Genomic DNA, 16,885 nt, shown 5'->3' on the forward strand with positions numbered 1-16,885 from the left:
TCCAAAACTAAATTGCATAGAAGCTTATGCTTTTACAATCATAAGGCCTAAAGGGTGAGCCTGACCGGCCGTAACAGCTTTGAAATTCTTCGTTCCCTTTAGGGTTACCGACGTGGAACGGGCCGACCTGGAAGGGTAAAAAAGAAGAATTTCAAAGTTGAATAGTTTTAAATGCGTTTTGCTCTGACAAAACCATAAAACGAATCGACGTTTTAGGAATTAGCCCTAAATTGCTTCTCTTGCATCCCATCTGTGCAGTATGAACAACGAACTACTAAGCCATACAGTGGCAGCAATCAGGTATCGGCTGGCAAGGGCCGTCGCCCAAACTTCAGATGACTTTGGGGAGTACAAAGTCAGTGGTCATACCCGAACACCCAATGAAATCATCAACCATATGACGGATTTGGCTTTGAAGGCAACAATGATGGTAGAAGAAGGCCATTTTAACAGCCCTGCTCCGTCCTCACTCACTTTTACAAAAGAGGTTGCCCGATTCAATGACAGCTTAACTGCCCTTAGCCGGGTGCTGGAAGCAAAAGAGCTGGATCCTTCTCTTGTGAAAAAGTTACTGCAAGGGCCTATCCTCGATATGGCCACACACGTGGGGCAAATAGCCATGCTCAACGGACTCAATGGCAACAAGGTACCTAAGGAAAATTACTTTGCTGCTGACGTGAAAAGCAGCCACCCGGAAGAGTAGAAAATAACCCCGCCACCGTTCATCCTTCATTATTTTCGCTGCTCCTTTCTGTATTTTAATTGAGTTGCACTTGGTGTAATTTGACTCCCATTACTACTTGTTAAGGTTCATTAATTAATCGAAAACTGTATATGAAAATGACTTACAACCCAAAAATGCCCTGGCAGGGTTTTTTGCTGGCTTTGGTTGTCCTGATGGGCACCACCGACGCTTTTAGCCAGCGACGAGGAAGCAGCTCTGCTCCGGCAACTACCAAATTTGATGAATCACTGTATTCTGCGATAGAGTGGCGCTCCATTGGCCCTTTCAGAGGTGGCAGAGCCGCATCAGTGACAGGAGTGCCCAATAAGCCCAATCTCTTTTACATGGGCGCAACCGGCGGTGGCGTTTGGAAAACAACTGACGGCGGCCAGCGCTGGGAAAACATCTCTGACGGCTTCTTCGGAGGCTCTATTGGCGCAGTAGCCGTGAGCGAATACGACAACAACGTGATCTACGTCGGTGGCGGAGAAGGTACGGTAAGGGGCAACGTTTCTGACGGCCAGTTTGGCATCATGAAATCTACCGATGCTGGCAAAACATGGACAGATATGGGGCTTCCCAAGGCCTACCATATCCCCAGAATTCGGATTCACCCCAAAAACCCTGACCTGGTATACGCCGCTGTATTGGGCGATATCTGGAAGTCTTCAGCAGACCGTGGTGTTTACCGCTCTAAAGACGGGGGCAAGAGCTGGGAAAAAGTACTTTTTGCCAATGCAGATGCAGGCGCTGTGGACATTTCGATGGATCCGGGAAATCCAAGAGTTCTCTTTGCCACTACATGGAGATTCAATCGCTCCCCTTATGGTTTTGACAGTGGTGGAGAAGGTTCTGCCCTTTGGAAATCAACTGACGGCGGTGATACCTGGAAAAACATCTCGACCAACAAAGGTTTGCCATCTGGCATATGGGGCATTGCCGGTGTATCTGTGTCACCGGTTAATTCCAACAGGGTATTTGCCATCATAGAAAATGACAAGGGTGGTGTATACCGTTCCGATGACGGTGGAGACAACTGGAGCTTGATCAACAGCGACCGCAGCCTTCGTCAGCGTGCATGGTATTATACCAAGATATATGCCGACACCGAAAATGAGGACATCGTTTATGTGATGAATGTAAACTTTCACAAGTCAAAAGACGGTGGCAAGACCTACGAAGAGTACGAAACCCCGCATGGCGACCATCACGATCTTTGGATAGCGCCCGATGACCACAACAGAATTATCGTTGCAGACGATGGCGGCGCACAGGTGAGCTTCGACGCCGGCGACAACTGGTCTACCTACATGAACCAGCCAACTTCACAGTTTTATCGTGTTGTAACTGATAACAGTTTTCCTTATCGTATCTATGGTGCTCAGCAGGACAACTCAACGGTAAGAATTCGCCACAGAGTAGACGGACCTGCCATCACCGAAAGCGACTGGGAAGAAACTGCCGGTGGTGAAAGCGCCCATATTGCTCCCGATCCTGACAATAATGATATCGTGTATGGGGGTAGCTATGGCGGATACCTTACGAGAGTTAATCATGCCTCAGCAGAAGAAAGAAACATCAACGTGTGGCCCGACAACCCAATGGGTCATGGTGCTGAAGGCATGAGGTTCCGTTTTCAGTGGAACTTCCCGATCTTCTTTTCTCCCCACAACAGTAACAAGCTTTACACGACCTCCAACCAGGTACACGTAAGCTACAACGAAGGCCAAAGCTGGGAAACCATCAGCCCTGACCTCACCAGAGCTGAACCAGAAAAGTTAGGCCCTGCGGGTGGCCCAATCACCAAAGACAACACAGCGGTTGAGTACTATGCCACTATCTTCACAGCGGTTGAATCGCCTTTTGAAAAGGATCTTATATGGACAGGCTCTGACGACGGGCTGGTGCACGTGACCAAAGACGCCGGAAAAACATGGGAAAACGTAACCCCTCCCACAGCACCCAAATACGTGATGTGGAACAGCATTGACCCCGACCCATTCACAAAAGGAGGTGCCTACCTTGCCGGTACGCAATACAAAATAGGTGATTTCAAACCATATCTTTTCAAAACAGAAGACTACGGCAAAACCTGGAAGCAAATCACCAATGGCATCAACCCCTCACACTTCACCCGTGTGGTGAGGGCCGATCCAAAGCGCAAAGGCTTGCTGTATGCAGGTACGGAGTCGGGTATGTACATCTCGTTCGACGACGGTGCCAGCTGGTCCACATTTCAGTTGAACCTGCCCACAGTGCCAATCACCGACCTGACCATCAAAAACGATAACCTGATCGCTGCCACACAGGGAAGAAGCTTCTGGTTGATCGACGATTTAACACCTTTGCATCAGCTCAACAGCACAGTGGCGGCAGCTGAAGTGCACCTGTTTAAGCCAATAGACAGCTACCGCATGGGCGGCTTTGCATGGCGTGTTCCTTCCGGCGCTGGCAAAAACCACCACAATGGCGTACAGTTTTTCTTTTCACTCAAGAACGAACCTGGCGAAAAGGACACGGTAACGTTGGAAGTAATGGAAGCCGACGGCGACCTGATCAAGAAGTTCTCTACTGTATCGAAAGAGCGTGGCGAAAAACTGACTGTAAAGAAGGGCAGCAACACCTTCGTTTGGAACATGCAATATTCAGCTCCGGAAGGTTTCGACGGCTTGATCATGTGGGCGGCTCGTTTGAGTGGGCCAAAAGCAGTGCCGGGCACCTACAAAGCCAGGCTTACCGCCAATGGAAAGACCAGCGAAACTGAGTTCACCATTTTGAAAGACCCACGTACTGAAGGCACTGTGGCCGACATCCAGGCTCAGTTCGACTTCATACAGGGAGTAAACGCCAAAATGACGGAAACTCACCAAACAATTAAGGACATTCGCTCTGCCCGTGTGCAAATGAATGACCTGAAAGAAAGGCTGGGCAAAGAGGATGCTTACAAAGAGCTGATTGAGTCCATCAACGAGATCAACAAGAAGATGACAGCTGTAGAAGAAGAGCTCTACCAGACCAAAAACCGCAGTGGTCAGGATCCTTTGAACTACCCCATCAGGCTGAACAACAAACTAGGGCACCTGAGCTCTGTAGCCAACAGCAGCGACTATAAGCCCACAGACCAGACCATTGCCGTGAAAACAGAAATTGAGTCGGCCATCAATGAGCAGCTTAGCAAGTGGGAGCAAATCAAGAACAGCGATATCCCTCAGCTAAACGAAAAGGCTAAGCAGAAAGGCGTAGAAGCCGTGATGCTGAAAAAAGGCGACGCTTCAAGCATGTAACAAAGTATTTGAATTGAAATAGTAAGAAAACCGGAGAGCTTAGCTTTCCGGTTTTTTTATTCATTTCCCTGCCGCCCAGAAAATAGCGTTTCTAAACATGGTGGTATAGGCGTCGTTGTCCAATAAGAGAGGTGAATGCCCCATGAAAATATAGACGTTTCTTGCTTTCATCTTCTCATTCGTCCACACCACAGGATGGTCTCCCATTTTGATTTCAGAGTCAGGTGTATATGTGGCTTCATCCACAGAGGCCAGCACCTTCACATTAGGCCGGGGGCTTTGGTTGTAGGTATACCACTCTTCTTTTTTGACCCGGAACCGTCCTGGCAACCCTTTCATCACCGGATGTTCTTTTGTTTCAACCCAAACGTCTGCTTCGGCAAAAGTAGCTATGTAGTTTTGATACCTGATGCCGCCCATGAAGTCTGAAAACCAGTCCCACATGGGGTAACCGTCAAACTCACTGAGTAAAGTAGCATGATGGAAGCCTATCCAGCCACCCCTGCCCTCTTCAATGTAGCCTACAAAAGCTGCTGCAGCCTCCTCTTTCCAACCATAGGGCGGATAGTCGAGCTGGATAAGTAGCTGGTAGTTGGCCAAAAAAGCTTCGTCGATCGTATCAGTAGAAGTAATGAAATCCATCGCCAAAGAGTTGTCTGCCGCTAGCTGCTTCAGCCAGGGAACTGCCGCATCGGTGTACTCCCGGTGGTGACCACTGTTTTCGTAGAGCACCAGGGCCTTGAATTGAGTATCATCGCTTCCTTGACTCGCCAGCAGATCAAGAGACCCCGAAAAAAAGCAGCTAAGCAGTACGCTAATCAATACGGTTCTCACGGCCAATTTTACTGTTAGTTAGAAAGAAAGTCGCAATGTCTCATACAACAATGAATTCAGCACCTTAATTTATTTCAATGATTTTTTTTACTTTGATATAATCACAAGACTACAAGAATGACCACTATAAAGATAAAGAAAACTGATAGCTCCTGGAAGAAAACAAGTTTTGAAGACCCGGGGGATTTATTGGACTACCTCCTTGAAAATTTTCAGATCGGAAAACTTCTCCCTCTTTCGAAGGAAGATGCAACAGAAAAAAGAAAAAAAGATTGCGAAGAGGTGGAGACAATGAATGATGAAGACTTTATCGATATCAGATGAAGGTTGTAGAGAAGTCTGAAAAAGTGCTTCAATATCTTCAGGAAAGAAATCTTGTTAAACCCTATATTAAAGCTAAACTACTGCTCGAAAACGGCAGACCTTCAGTCTGCCATTTTCAAAAAATGCCGCCCGAAACACCACGAAATTTACTATTTCAGGATCAATAAAAAATACGGAGCAATCGGACATTTCAAAGGAGATCTTTTTGTGGTGACTGAAATATCAGATCATCAAGAGTAGGAGGTAGCCAATGAAGTTCTTACTGCATTTCGGCCTAATAATTGCCGTCCAACATTTCCTCTTGGCATTTAATAAGGGTAATTGATATATTTAGTGGGTGTGTCAAACACTGCTAAAAAACACCCGCTATGAACAACCCCGATTCCCTCCAACGCCGTGATTTCCTGAAAAAATCAAGCCTTGCTGCTGCCGGAGCATTGCTGGCAGCCAATGCGCCTTTCGACCTTTCAGCTTTCCCTGCTTCACAAAACAAACTACCCCAATGGAAAGGCTTCAACCTTCTCGACTTCTTCTCACCCAACCCGGCCAATGGCCGTGAGGGCACCAAAGAAGAATACTTCAAATGGATGGCCGATTGGGGTTTTGACTTTGTGAGAATACCGATGGCGTATCCCTCTTACCTTAAATTCGACCGCAGCCGAAACATACTGCCGGAAGAAGTTCGCAACATAGATACTGAGGCGACTGATAAAATTGAAGAGCTGGTGTACCTGGCACACAAGTACAAACTGCATGTGAGCCTCAACCTGCATCGGGGCCCCGGCTACTGTGTAAATGCCGGCTTCCATGAGCCTTACAATTTGTGGACCGATCAGCAAGCACTTGACGACTTCTGCTTTCACTGGAACTTTTGGGCCACCCGGTTCAAAAATGTCTCGAAAAAGAAAATAAGCTTTGACCTGCTCAATGAGCCCAGCAACAGGGAAGACATGAACGACCAGCACTCCAAAAGGGGGCCGGTGCCAGGCGATGTCTACCGCAAAATGGCCATCGCAGCTTCCGAAGCTATCAAAAGCGTCAACAAAAAGCACCTGATCATTGCAGACGGGAACAATACAGGCAGCACCGTCATTCCCGAAATCGCCGACCTCGACATTGCCCAAAGCTGTCGGGGTTACACACCTGGCATTGTGTCGCACTACAAAGCGCCCTGGGCCATGAAAGACATTGATAACCTGCCGGAAGTGAAATGGCCCGGACAGGTAGGCGACCAATACCTGAGCAGAGAAATGCTCGAGAAATTTTACGAGCCATGGATTGCACTGAAAAACCAGGGCGTGGGTGTGCACTGCGGCGAATGTGGCTGCTTCAACAAAACGCCACACGACGTATTCCTCGCCTGGTTTGGCGACGTGTTGGATATTCTGCACACCAACCAAATAGGCTTTGCTCTGTGGGAGTTTAAAGGTAGCTTCGGTATCCTCAATTCAGGCAGGGAAGATGTTGACTACGAAGACTGGTACGGACTAAAACTTGACAGAAAATTGCTTAACTTACTGACAAAGAACGTGTAGCAACGAATGAAAAGCCTCATCGTCTTTGCAATATTTACTGCTCAAAGCATTGTTTGCTTCGGGCAGTCCGACTTTAGCTTTGGGTTCAAAGGAGGGTTGGGGTACAGCGGCTGGGGCAAAACACCTTCCGACGACAGTCCGGAAGCAGCATACACTCCAACCAATGCCAAAGCACTGGGCATTTTTGCCAGTTACAAATTACCCTACCGGTTAAGGGGTACGGCGGAAGCTACCTTTCTTCAATCTGGCAGCCACTACAGAAATGAGTCGACCGTTTCCAGTTCATTTGTTGGTGCGCCGTCCAACGCAGCAGAAGTGACCTACAAGGTTTCGAGAGTTTACGCCCCTATTCGGATATCTTATGACATCCTCAATACTAAGGTAACGCCCTACGTGAGCTGGGGATTCGGGCCATCCTTTGTGCAGCAGGCGTCAAGGAGTCACCGTGACGATCTGTCACCAAATGAACAGTCTGAGAACTTGAACCTGGAGGCACCCTACAACAGCAAGCTACGCCTTGCTTTCCCAATGATTTCCAGCGTAGGCATCAGGGTATTCGAGAGGCTCACTTTGGAGGCATCAGTCATCCTGGGGAAAAAGTTCTATTATCGATTCCAGGCCGACGATGCAGTTTGCTACGAAGGTTGTGCAAAACCCGAACTAAGCTATAACAACAGAGTGATCATGTTCGCCGCTGCCTACAACATCCTGCCTTAACACCCTGCTTACATTATCTTTTTGTGAAGTCGCCGCTGCTTTGGTGCCTTTGCTCTATTTTTAAGCATTGATAAGCCAACCATACGATGACCAAACGCATTGCCCTTTTTTTACTGTTTGCTGCCCTTGCAGTTGTTTCTGAAAGCTGCACCTCTGGCAAAAAGCAAGAGCCATATGTCTTACTCATCTCCTTCGATGGCTTTCGGCATGATTATGTCAACACATTCCAGCCTCCCCATTTCCTGGAGTTTATCGAGGAAGGAACAGCGGCCAAGGCCATGATTCCTTCGTTCCCCAGCAAAACCTTCCCTAATCACTACACCATCGTCACCGGCATGTATCCGGGCCATCATGGTCTGGTCGACAACACATTTTATGATTCTACACAAAACGTGGTTTATACCATGGGCAAACGGGAGCTGGTCCAGGACGCTTTTTTTTATGGAGGCCTTCCTCTCTGGCAACTGGCGCAGCAGCAGGGGTTGAAGTCGGCTTCGTATTTTTGGGTAGGATCAGAAGCGCCGGTAGCGGGATCTTATCCCGACTACTATGAGATATACGATGGTGATGTCCCTAACGAGGCACGCATCAATAAGGTGGTGGAATGGCTTCAATTGCCTGAATCCGAAAGACCCAGGTTCATTTCTTTATATTTTTCGCTAGTGGATAGTGAAGGGCATAATTCCGGCCCTAATTCTGAAAAATTGAAAGAAACCGTGCTGGAAGCGGATCGGTTGCTGGGCATCATCGATGAGAAAATAAGCCGCATCGGATTACCGGTCAACATTATAGTAACGTCTGACCACGGAATGTATGAAATGCAGGAAACACCGGAAACCTTTGTTTATCTGGACAGCCTGTTTGCGCCAGAGGACAGTATCAGGTTTGCCAACAGCGGGCCAATCGTTCATGTGTACGAAGATGATAGTGCTTCCAGGGAACATGTTTTGCAGACCTTGCTAGCCAGGGAAACTTTCTTTAAAGTGTACAGGAGGGAAGAAACACCGGAAAAATGGCATTATAATAAACACTCAAGAATCGGTGATCTGTTGTTGGTTATGGAACAGGGCCACTACTTCAGAAACGGATCACCAGATACCTCGAAAGCCCCCATGGCTACCCCCTGGGGCGTGCATGGTTTTGATCCTAATGTCACTCCGGAAATGGGGGCTATTTTCTATGCAAAAGGCCCGAATATCCGGAAGGGAATAACAATCCCTCCATTTGAAAATGTTCACGTCTATCCACTGGCAGCCAGGATACTTGGCCTCGAAGTACCTGCGAACATCGACGGGGACTTGTCGGTACTATTACCAATCTACCAGGAATAAACTATTGCATCACTGATATGCCGGCAGCTTTGTACGATAACAACAACTCCGTCGGTGCTGCCTTGTCAGTGACCAGGTGCTGGTACAAGCCGTGGTTGGCAAATTGCAGATAGCTATCCTTCTCCAGTTTTGATGCATCGCAAAGCAGATAGGTTTGCACAGCCCGTTGTGCCATCGCCAGCGTGATGGAAGCCTCCTTCTCGCCGCTGGCACTCAGGCCGTTGGCCAGCGAAAAGCCATCTACTCCCACAAAAGCTTTATCGGCTGTGTAGCGAGCAATATGCTCCAGCGCCATGCTACCATGCACTGCTTTCCTTCCGGCATCTATTTCTCCGCCAGCAAGGTTGATCGTGAAGCCTGGCTGGCCTAAAAGCTCCGTCACTATCGGAAGAGAATTGGTGATAATGGTTAGCTTTTCAAGCCGCCTTAAATGCTTGCACATTTGAAACACGGTGCTGCCGCAATCCATGAAAACAACGTCTCCAGTTTTCACGTAAGAAGCAGCCAGCTTGCCTATGGATGCCTTCGCTGCATTGCTTCTCAACTCTTTTTGATGGAAACTCGTACTTTCTGGCAGCATAGCCCCGCCATGGGTGCGCACCAGTAGTCCCTTTTCGGAAAGAGCTACCAGGTCTCTTCGTATGGTAATGTCCGAAGTCTCGAACAGGTCGGCCAGCTCCTTCACCGACAACTCCTCTCCCGTTTTCAATTGATCAAGTATGCCTTTTTGCCGTGCCTTACTACTCATGAAGTTCTTTTTTGTAAAGATAGAAGAGAATAATTGAAAATGATTGTTTTATGATTACTTTTGATCGATAATTGATTGGTATATGAATAATCCGAACATTAAGATAGACAAGAAAGAGTTGCTTTCCGGCAACTGGTACAAGCTTTACAAGGTCGACTTCCAGATCAAAGGAAAGGCAGGCGAATGGCTTAGCCAGTCGAGAGAGTGCTATGACAGAGGAAATGGGGCGACCATTTTGCTTTATAACACCGAACAAAAAACAGTGATACTTACCCAACAGTTTCGCATGCCCACCTACGTGAATGGCAACGAGACAGGAATGATGATCGAAGCGTGCGCTGGTCTTTTGGATGCAGATAGCCCGGAAGAGTGCATTCGCAGGGAAACAGAGGAAGAAACGGGTTACAAGATCAGCCAGCCAGAGAAGGTATTTGAACTCTACATGAGTCCTGGGTCGGTCACTGAGATCCTGTACTTTTTCATTGCCAGGTACACCAAAGAACAAAAAGTAAGCGACGGTGGAGGCGTGGATGAGCACGAAGACATTGATGTGCTGGAGGTTCCTTTTGCGAAAGCCCTCGAAATGATCAAAACCAGTGAAATCAAAGACGCTAAGACGGTGATTTTGTTACAGCATTTACGATTAAGCGAAAGATTAAACTAGGTACAGGCTTCGACCGAACAACACCAGAGAGCCTCCATCAGGGCGGCACATTACAGGCGTGGGCTTCAACCCACGCCGACCAATGGCAGCAGGTAGCTTTGGCGACATTTTTGCCCTTTCCAGCAAAAATGGCAACAAAACGGATTCATTAGATTCACAATTGGCCCTTCACCCAAAAACCTTATCTTCGGTAAACTCTTCTGATGATGAACCGACAAGAATCTCTCACCAAAATAGCTGCGGGTGCCGGACTGCTCACAGCCTTGCCAATAGCCGGTTGGGGCCGAAGCCACACAGCTGATTTCACATCCGACTTCCTTCCCCGCTGGGAAACCAGCAAAGGCTATACGCTAAAAGTGCTTGACAAAATGCCAGAAGAGTATTTCAACTATGCGCCCACCGCCGAGCAAATGGGCTTTGGCAAACAGCTGACGCACATGGCCTTCTGGAACTCTTTTTACATAGCTCCCTTCGAGGGGAAGCAAGCCATGCCGGAACCCAAAGAAACCACCAAAGCGACAGCCAGGGCCTACATTGAAGAGAACTTTGACTATTGCACTTCTGTGATCGAAAAGATAACAGCCGCCGATCTGAACAGAAAAAGTGTAATCGACGAAAATTACTGGCGGGAACACACAGGAAGGGATTTACTTCTCCGGGCATTTGCTCACACTTCCCACCACCGGGCTGAGGCCATTGTCTATCTAAGACTGAAAGGAATCGAGCCTCCCTTCTTTGAGTTCTAGCATTCTCTCACTTTCTTCACTTTTTCGTTCATCAAGTCTTTTACAATGAATAAAGCATTTGCTATTACGGGACTGCTACTTGTCCTATCTGGGTGTAACCAAAACACTAAAAACAGTCAACCTGAGGAGAAGGCCTTGTCAGGCAATCCTTTATGGGAAGGCTGGTATGCCGACCCGGAAGGTGTGGTGTTTGGCGATGAGTACTGGATTTACCCCACTTTCTCAGCGAAATATGAGGAGCAAGTATTTCTAGATGCTTTTTCTTCGAAAGACCTCGTCACCTGGACAAAGCACGAGCACATCATAGACACCACCATTGTGAAATGGGCCAACCGAGCGATGTGGGCACCCTCGGCCATTGAAAAAGATGGAAAGTATTTTCTGTTTTTCGCCGCCAACGACATCCAAAATCAGGACGGCCCCTACTGGAAAGACAATCCTGATGCAGCCAAACAGCAAGGTGGCATCGGCATTGGTGTGGCCGACAGTCCCGCCGGGCCTTTTGCCGACTACCTGGGCAAGCCGCTGATTGATCAGTTCTACAACGGTGCGCAACCCATCGATCAGTATGTTTTCAAAGCCCTGGATGGGAAATACTACATAGTATACGGAGGATGGCGTCACTGCAATATTGGCCAGCTCAACGATGATTTTACAGCATTAGTGCCTTTTGAGAATGGTGACCTGGTGAAAGAAATTACCCCGGAAGGCTACGTGGAAGGCCCCACTTTTGCCATCAGAAACGGGAAGTACTACTTCATGTGGAGTGAGGGCAACTGGGGAGACGAAACCTACCGGGTGGCTTATGCCATCTCCGACTCGCTGCTCGGGCCGTTTGAAAGAATTGGCACCATCTTATCACAGGATCCTGAAGTAGCTACCGGCTCCGGTCATCACTCGGTCATCAATGTGCCCAATACCGACGAGTGGTATATTGTGTACCACCGCCGCCCGATCCCGAACGAAGGCCGTGACCATCGGGTAACCTGCATCGACAAACTGGAGTTCAATGAAGATGGCACCATTAAGCCTGTAAAGATTACTTTTGAAGGTGTGGAAGCCAGACCACTTTAAATATTGCCAGTTTTGCATATTCGGACAATAAAAAGTCGCCCATGAGAACGCTCTTTGTCAGTACCATAGTTTTACTCTTTTCCTATTCCTGCGGCTGCAAATCTGAGTGCACCAGTCCACCAATGACTTTCAAATTAGAAATTGTGGATTTGGAAACAGGTGCTAATCTGATAGAAAATGGAACGATCAACACGGCCGACATCACATTAAAAGCCACGGATACCGGTCAAGAGGTGGATTTTTTGATTACTGACAACCAAATAGTGTCCGATGAAATAGGCTGGAAAAGTGCAGACCGATCCACTGAGTTTGAACTAAAGCTTGGCGATGCCGGAACCGTGATTTGTACGATTGTATACAAAGGTGTTTCGGAAAATTGCTGCAGCTTCTTTGAGTTGCAGGGCGCCAGCTTCAGTAAAGAGCATGAAATGATTGATGAGTATAGTTATTTGATTAAGCTGTAATTTTTCAATTACTGTTTTCAAGTCTAAAACCCCGGCTTCTGACTTCACCCAATTTTTCTTATATTTATTATAAACGAAAGTGATATGACCTTGACTACCCGAAATCAACTGGCTGAATGGATTCTAAAGCTTGAAGATGAGGTTCTACTTGACGCCATTAGCCAACTAAAAGAGTCATCGGAGCAAGGAGATTGGTATACTGATTGGACAGGGGGCCAAAAAGAATCCATTTATAAAGGAATGGACGATCATAAAAATGAGAGAACCTTGAGCAGCGAAGACTTCTGGAAGAAAAATGGCTGACCTCTCCCGCTCTGCATTAAGTAAAAACTAATCTTTTATGAAAGCACTAGTTCACACCAGAAAAAACCAGTTGGCTCATAGCCTCTTCTTGACGATAGCCTCGACAATCACTCTCATGCTATTCTACATTGACGAAGGAAGGTACTCTTTTGAAGGTCTATTGTCTTTGGAGTTCCTGCCTGCCTTTCTTTTTTACGGAACGATCTTCTTCGGTTTGCAAGCTGCTCCCTTTCACCTGACAGAACGAATCCTTGGCTTCTCCGGCAGGCTCATCACCTCGTTCTCCTTTTTCCTCTCCTTGCTTGTTGCCGACTATTGGGCCATTTCCTAAGCCCAGGCTCTATCGCCCTTAGCATAAGGCACACATCCCTCCCATCTCCCTGGTACAGCTATGTATCTAAGTGCCTGCGTGGCGCCTGGCTCGGAAGAAAAATAGCCCCAATTGGTGAGCTGATGCATCATGCTAAAGTAGTGAACAGGCTCGTCCTCAGCCTTGCTATCATTGTACTTTTCCGCTTGCTCCAAAAGGGCAACAAGCAATAACTCCCTCTTCTCAGCACCAATGAGCATAAAGTCATCCCCCTGCATTTGCTGGCTGGCCTTGTTGAGCTTCACAAGTCCTTCTGTAAATACTTTTTGCTCCTCTTCGCTGTAGCAGTCAGTAACAATCGCCTTCATGAACTCGCCGATTTTAGCGGCCCTTGCCCCTGGAGAACCTTCGGTGGTCGGCAGTATAGTTTCACCGACTTCGTCCAACAACGCAATGTCATTCGCACTAAAAAGCCCCTCCTTGGGAGCTGATGGCTTGCACCCGGTTAAAAATACCTGGGCCCCCACCATGGTGCCTCCCATAAGCAGTGCGGTGGCTGATATCGCTTTTCTTCTGTTCATAGCTCTTCGCTTACAAATTGCCTTTCTTAAACTCCTCCGCTGCATAGTTAGCCGCCCTGGCCGTCAGCGCCATGTATAGAATGGATGGGCTCTGATTGCCTGTGCTTGTCATGCAGGCGCCGTCGGTCACAAACACATTTTTGCATTGGTGCACCTGATTCCATTCATTCAAAATGGAATTGGCTGGATCGGTGCCCATCCTCGCTCCACCCATTTCATGGATGTCGAGGCCTGGCGCTTGCTTGCTGTCATTTGTTTCTATGTTTTTAACGCCTGCTTTCTCCATCATCAGCCGAGCCTGGGTAAGAAAATCGGCCACCATTTTCTCGTCGTTGTCGTCGTAGCCCACAGATGTTATCAGCAGGGGAATGCCCCACTGGTCTCTCTCTGTTTCGCTTAGCCTCACATGATTTTCCGCTTTGGGAATGGTCTCTCCCTGCATGTACATATACACATGCCAGCCGCCAGGTTCTGTCTGCGACAATTTATAGGCTGCACCTATGGCAGGCTGTTTGAAATGCACACCCCTCGCCCGCCAGGCACCTGAGAAAATGGTGTACCCGCCCACAAAATCTGTGTCACGATCGCCCAAATTCCGGAAGTTGGCAATAATCGGCTCTGTAGGGTTTCTTCCGTAATAGTATTTGTCTTCAAACCCGTCGACCTCTCCTCCGGCCCAACCCCGGTAGTTGTGAAACCCTACATATCTGCCAAGCAAGTCGTTGTCGTTGCCCAGCCCATTGGGGAAGCGGTTCGACTTCGAGTTCAGCATAATCAGGGTGCTATTGAGCGCTGAGGCATTAAGGAAGATGATCCGGGCTTTGAAATCGGTAACCTCTTTGGTATTGGCGTCAATCACCCGCACACCGCTGGCCTTGCCAGAAGCCTCATCATAAAGAATGGAGTGCACTACAGAAAAAGGCCGAATAGTCATATTACCAGTTTTATCTGCCCAGGGCAAAGTGGACGATACAGAGCTGAAATAGCCACCAAATGGACAACCCCGCATACACATGTTGCGGGCCTGGCATTGGCCTCTTCCCTGCTGAATGTGGATTTCCTGAGGCTCAGTGATGTGCGCCCAGCGGGCATGCACCATGTGCCGGTCGGGGAAGTGCTCTTTGATTTTGTCGCTCATGTGCTGCTCCACACAGTTGAACTGGAAAGGAGGCAGAAACTCTCCATCAGGCATCGCTTCAATACCATCTTTGGTGCCGCATACGCCCATGAACTTTTCGACATGCGAATACCAGGGAGCCACATCATCGTAGCCTATGGGCCACTTCATACCATATTCATGGCGCTCCGGTGCCGTAAATTCATACTTGCTCCAGCGTTGGGTGGCCCGGCCCCAGATAATCGACTTGCCTCCTACCTGATAGCCACGGATCCAGTCAAATGGTTTCTCCTGCACATAAGGATGGTCTTTATCTTCAATAAAAAAGTGTTTTGTGTCCTCTCCAAACCCGGCGGCTTTGGTGATTAGCGGGTTTGCCTCTTTGAACTTTTTAGTCAGAGCGCCTCTGTGTTTCAGCTCCCAGGGCCTGAGGTTAGCCGTAGGGTAGTCTTTATTATGCACTACATCCCGCCCTCTTTCCAGAACAAGCGTTCTTAACCCTTTGTCACATAACTCTTTCGCAGCCCAGCCACCGGAAATTCCCGAGCCGATCACGATGGCATCAAAGGTGTTATCCATATTGCAAATTCAGGGTATTGTAGTTAAGCATTAATCTATCAAGTTATAAAAATTGGGAGGGACTTGAACAAGAATATTGTATTTTTACATGACTGACACCTACCACTTCCTGACAAGCCATTTTTCATCACTTTTTGATCACCAGAGTTTGTAGCCATGTCCAAAAGAGTAATATTCGACTTCGATATCAGCTTCACCAACGGTGGGGGTATACAGGGACAGGAATTTCGCCTCGATATTGGCGGGGAGTCCATTTCCGACAAAGAGCTGGCCGACTACATAGTGTGGGACATGCGCCTGCTGATGGTAGGCAAAGTGAAGATCATTAACAAACGCTACATCGTTGAAGAGCACAAGCGATCTCCTATCTCACTTGCGCAGGGAGAAGAGCTTATCGACCTCAGCCATACTGTGTTTGATGGCTTGGTCACCTACAAAGGCCTCCCTGCACCTGTTATTTGCGACTACCTGAGCAGAGAGCAGTCAAAGGAAATCTACGAGAAAGGCGTGACCGTTCAGATTGGGCGCATTGACATGGTAGCTAATACGGGCACCTACATTGACTGCCCGTTTCATTTTTTTGAAGAGGGAACAGACCTGTCGGAAGTGCCGCTTAACGCCTTTACAGGTCTAAATGGCATTACCATCGAAGCGAAGGGTGTCACGGAAATTGGTATCGACTTTTTTAAAAACAAAGAGATCAGGAACAAGGCTGTGCTGGTGCACTCTGGCTGGGCCACCAACTGGAACACGGAAGCCTATTTCACTGACCACCCCTATGTAACCAAAGAAGCGGCTGAATACCTGCGGGAATGCGACGTGAAGCTGGTGGGTATCGATAGCCACAACATCGACGACACCAGAGGCAAAGCCCGCCCTGTTCATTCCACCCTGCTGGGCGCCGACATCCTGATTGTGGAGCACATGTGTAACCTTGATATGCTGCCCGCCGCCGGCTACACTTTCCACGCTGTGCCTCCAAAGGTCAAAGGAATGGGAACTTTCCCTGTGCGTGCGTATGCCAAATTGTAAATGAACGCCATCATCAATGCTCGTGCTGCTAGCGGCGGCCATGCCTTGCCTGCGATGGTTAATTATTTAAGGCAGGACACCCGTGAATGAAATTTCTAACGTGTTTCCGGTGATTTAAGCGTATGCTTCACGACAACAGCCAATACTACCTCAGCAAGAATGAGCCGGCCAAAAGCTGTCTGCTGGCCCTGCGAAGCATCATCCTTCAACAGGACGACGAGGTAACCGAAACGCAGAAGTATGGCATGCCCTGCTTCTGTTACAAGAACAAGATGTTCTGCTACCTGTGGACCGACAAGAAGACCGACGAGCCTTACCTGTTGATGGTGGAAGGCAAACACCTGCAACACCCTGAGCTGGAAGAGGGCAACCGGTCACGGATGAAAATTTTCGGGTCAACCCCAGCGCAGACTTGCCGATAGAATCCATCAGGCAATTACTAAATGATGCACTGGATTTGTACAGAATGGGATAATAAAGGTGAAATGAAATTGCAGGTGAGAAAAAGCGATTTGCTG

18 protein-coding genes are annotated in these 16,885 nt (G+C 48.1%); 14 read left to right on the forward strand and 4 right to left on the reverse strand.

The genetic code is table 11. The annotated features are described in order from the left end of the window. Positions 1–259 precede the first annotated feature (259 nt). Together AAC052_RS00005 and AAC052_RS00010 are read left to right on the forward strand one after the other, a co-directional pair. A complete protein-coding gene (locus tag AAC052_RS00005) occupies positions 260–703 on the forward strand; it encodes a hypothetical protein (protein WP_339809938.1) in 444 nt (147 codons plus the stop codon). A gap of 137 nt (positions 704–840) precedes the next feature. Beyond that, positions 841–4,008, forward strand: a complete 3,168-nt coding sequence (locus AAC052_RS00010) for a glycosyl hydrolase (RefSeq protein ID WP_339809940.1) — start codon at positions 841–843, stop codon at positions 4,006–4,008. A 60-nt stretch (positions 4,009–4,068) separates the two neighbouring features. On the opposite strand, the gene AAC052_RS00015 is transcribed toward AAC052_RS00010, so the two are convergent. After that, positions 4,069–4,842 carry a ThuA domain-containing protein gene (locus tag AAC052_RS00015; RefSeq protein WP_339809943.1) on the reverse strand — a complete coding sequence of 258 codons (774 nt, stop codon included), beginning with the start codon at positions 4,840–4,842 and terminating at the stop codon, positions 4,069–4,071. Between the two features lie 117 nt (positions 4,843–4,959). Between AAC052_RS00015 and AAC052_RS00020 the strand changes: the two genes are divergently transcribed. The 4 genes from AAC052_RS00020 to AAC052_RS00035 all read left to right on the forward strand — a co-directional run bounded on the left by AAC052_RS00020 (position 4,960) and on the right by AAC052_RS00035 (position 8,749). Next, positions 4,960–5,166: a hypothetical protein gene (locus tag AAC052_RS00020; protein ID WP_317490590.1), complete on the forward strand. Its 207-nt coding sequence runs from the start codon at positions 4,960–4,962 to the stop codon at positions 5,164–5,166. 368 nt (positions 5,167–5,534) lie between these two features. Continuing rightward, complete coding sequence (locus AAC052_RS00025; RefSeq protein ID WP_339809946.1) at positions 5,535–6,701, forward strand: cellulase family glycosylhydrolase; 1,167 nt, start codon at positions 5,535–5,537, stop codon at positions 6,699–6,701. A 6-nt stretch (positions 6,702–6,707) separates the two neighbouring features. After that, entirely contained in the window at positions 6,708–7,418 is a 711-nt protein-coding gene (locus AAC052_RS00030) for a hypothetical protein (protein WP_339809948.1), read from the forward strand. Between the two features lie 86 nt (positions 7,419–7,504). Further along, a complete protein-coding gene (locus AAC052_RS00035; protein ID WP_339809950.1) occupies positions 7,505–8,749 on the forward strand; it encodes an ectonucleotide pyrophosphatase/phosphodiesterase in 1,245 nt (414 codons plus the stop codon). A gap of 1 nt (position 8,750) precedes the next feature. On the opposite strand, the gene AAC052_RS00040 is transcribed toward AAC052_RS00035, so the two are convergent. Beyond that, on the reverse strand, positions 8,751–9,497 hold the full coding sequence (locus tag AAC052_RS00040; protein ID WP_339809953.1) for a DeoR/GlpR family DNA-binding transcription regulator: 747 nt from the start codon (positions 9,495–9,497) through the stop codon (positions 8,751–8,753). Positions 9,498–9,579: 82 nt separating this feature from the next. Here AAC052_RS00040 and nudK point away from each other — a divergent pair, with 82 nt between their 5' ends. The 6 genes from nudK (at position 9,580) to AAC052_RS00070 (ending at position 13,079) form a co-directional block, all read left to right on the forward strand. Further along, on the forward strand, positions 9,580–10,161 hold the full coding sequence (gene nudK / locus AAC052_RS00045; RefSeq protein ID WP_317490585.1) for a GDP-mannose pyrophosphatase NudK: 582 nt from the start codon (positions 9,580–9,582) through the stop codon (positions 10,159–10,161). A gap of 203 nt (positions 10,162–10,364) precedes the next feature. Further along, positions 10,365–10,907 carry a DinB family protein gene (locus AAC052_RS00050; RefSeq protein WP_339809956.1) on the forward strand — a complete coding sequence of 181 codons (543 nt, stop codon included), beginning with the start codon at positions 10,365–10,367 and terminating at the stop codon, positions 10,905–10,907. 45 nt (positions 10,908–10,952) lie between these two features. Beyond that, a complete protein-coding gene (locus AAC052_RS00055) occupies positions 10,953–11,981 on the forward strand; it encodes a glycoside hydrolase family 43 protein (protein WP_339809958.1) in 1,029 nt (342 codons plus the stop codon). A gap of 122 nt (positions 11,982–12,103) precedes the next feature. After that, positions 12,104–12,445, forward strand: a complete 342-nt coding sequence (locus tag AAC052_RS00060) for a hypothetical protein (protein WP_317490582.1) — start codon at positions 12,104–12,106, stop codon at positions 12,443–12,445. Between the two features lie 84 nt (positions 12,446–12,529). Beyond that, positions 12,530–12,748 carry a hypothetical protein gene (locus AAC052_RS00065; RefSeq protein ID WP_317490581.1) on the forward strand — a complete coding sequence of 73 codons (219 nt, stop codon included), beginning with the start codon at positions 12,530–12,532 and terminating at the stop codon, positions 12,746–12,748. Between the two features lie 37 nt (positions 12,749–12,785). Then, positions 12,786–13,079, forward strand: coding sequence for a hypothetical protein (locus tag AAC052_RS00070; RefSeq protein WP_339809960.1), 294 nt, complete (start codon positions 12,786–12,788; stop codon positions 13,077–13,079). On the opposite strand, the gene AAC052_RS00075 is transcribed toward AAC052_RS00070, so the two are convergent. Both AAC052_RS00075 and AAC052_RS00080 read right to left on the reverse strand, forming a co-directional pair. Beyond that, positions 13,076–13,639: a gluconate 2-dehydrogenase subunit 3 family protein gene (locus AAC052_RS00075; protein WP_317490579.1), complete on the reverse strand. Its 564-nt coding sequence runs from the start codon at positions 13,637–13,639 to the stop codon at positions 13,076–13,078. The genes AAC052_RS00070 and AAC052_RS00075 overlap by 4 nt on opposite strands. 10 nt (positions 13,640–13,649) lie before the next feature. Next, positions 13,650–15,335: a GMC family oxidoreductase gene (locus tag AAC052_RS00080; protein ID WP_317490578.1), complete on the reverse strand. Its 1,686-nt coding sequence runs from the start codon at positions 15,333–15,335 to the stop codon at positions 13,650–13,652. Between the two features lie 156 nt (positions 15,336–15,491). On the opposite strand from AAC052_RS00080, the gene AAC052_RS00085 reads away from it, so the two are divergent. After that, positions 15,492–16,367 (forward strand): cyclase family protein, encoded by an 876-nt coding sequence (locus AAC052_RS00085; protein WP_317490577.1) that lies wholly within the window; start codon positions 15,492–15,494, stop codon positions 16,365–16,367. Positions 16,368–16,489: 122 nt separating this feature from the next. After that, positions 16,490–16,789 carry a DUF1801 domain-containing protein gene (locus tag AAC052_RS00090; RefSeq protein WP_317490576.1) on the forward strand — a complete coding sequence of 100 codons (300 nt, stop codon included), beginning with the start codon at positions 16,490–16,492 and terminating at the stop codon, positions 16,787–16,789. Positions 16,790–16,885 lie beyond the last annotated feature (96 nt).

Origin of the sequence: uncultured Imperialibacter sp. (assembly GCF_963974565.1) — a bacterium.
Lineage (GTDB): Bacteria > Bacteroidota > Bacteroidia > Cytophagales > Cyclobacteriaceae > Imperialibacter > Imperialibacter roseus.

Coding starts and splice junctions, on each gene's coding strand:
- AAC052_RS00005 (WP_339809938.1), top strand. CDS start 260: ATGAACAACGAACTACTAAGCCATACAGTGGCAGCAATCAGGTATCGG.
- AAC052_RS00010 (WP_339809940.1), top strand. CDS start 841: ATGACTTACAACCCAAAAATGCCCTGGCAGGGTTTTTTGCTGGCTTTG.
- AAC052_RS00020 (WP_317490590.1), top strand. CDS start 4,960: ATGACCACTATAAAGATAAAGAAAACTGATAGCTCCTGGAAGAAAACA.
- AAC052_RS00025 (WP_339809946.1), top strand. CDS start 5,535: ATGAACAACCCCGATTCCCTCCAACGCCGTGATTTCCTGAAAAAATCA.
- AAC052_RS00030 (WP_339809948.1), top strand. CDS start 6,708: ATGAAAAGCCTCATCGTCTTTGCAATATTTACTGCTCAAAGCATTGTT.
- AAC052_RS00035 (WP_339809950.1), top strand. CDS start 7,505: ATGACCAAACGCATTGCCCTTTTTTTACTGTTTGCTGCCCTTGCAGTT.
- AAC052_RS00040 (WP_339809953.1), bottom strand. CDS start 9,497: ATGAGTAGTAAGGCACGGCAAAAAGGCATACTTGATCAATTGAAAACG.
- nudK (WP_317490585.1), top strand. CDS start 9,580: ATGAATAATCCGAACATTAAGATAGACAAGAAAGAGTTGCTTTCCGGC.
- AAC052_RS00050 (WP_339809956.1), top strand. CDS start 10,365: ATGATGAACCGACAAGAATCTCTCACCAAAATAGCTGCGGGTGCCGGA.
- AAC052_RS00055 (WP_339809958.1), top strand. CDS start 10,953: ATGAATAAAGCATTTGCTATTACGGGACTGCTACTTGTCCTATCTGGG.
- AAC052_RS00060 (WP_317490582.1), top strand. CDS start 12,104: ATGACTTTCAAATTAGAAATTGTGGATTTGGAAACAGGTGCTAATCTG.
- AAC052_RS00065 (WP_317490581.1), top strand. CDS start 12,530: ATGACCTTGACTACCCGAAATCAACTGGCTGAATGGATTCTAAAGCTT.
- AAC052_RS00070 (WP_339809960.1), top strand. CDS start 12,786: ATGAAAGCACTAGTTCACACCAGAAAAAACCAGTTGGCTCATAGCCTC.
- AAC052_RS00075 (WP_317490579.1), bottom strand. CDS start 13,639: ATGAACAGAAGAAAAGCGATATCAGCCACCGCACTGCTTATGGGAGGC.
- AAC052_RS00080 (WP_317490578.1), bottom strand. CDS start 15,335: ATGGATAACACCTTTGATGCCATCGTGATCGGCTCGGGAATTTCCGGT.
- AAC052_RS00085 (WP_317490577.1), top strand. CDS start 15,492: ATGTCCAAAAGAGTAATATTCGACTTCGATATCAGCTTCACCAACGGT.
- AAC052_RS00090 (WP_317490576.1), top strand. CDS start 16,490: ATGCTTCACGACAACAGCCAATACTACCTCAGCAAGAATGAGCCGGCC.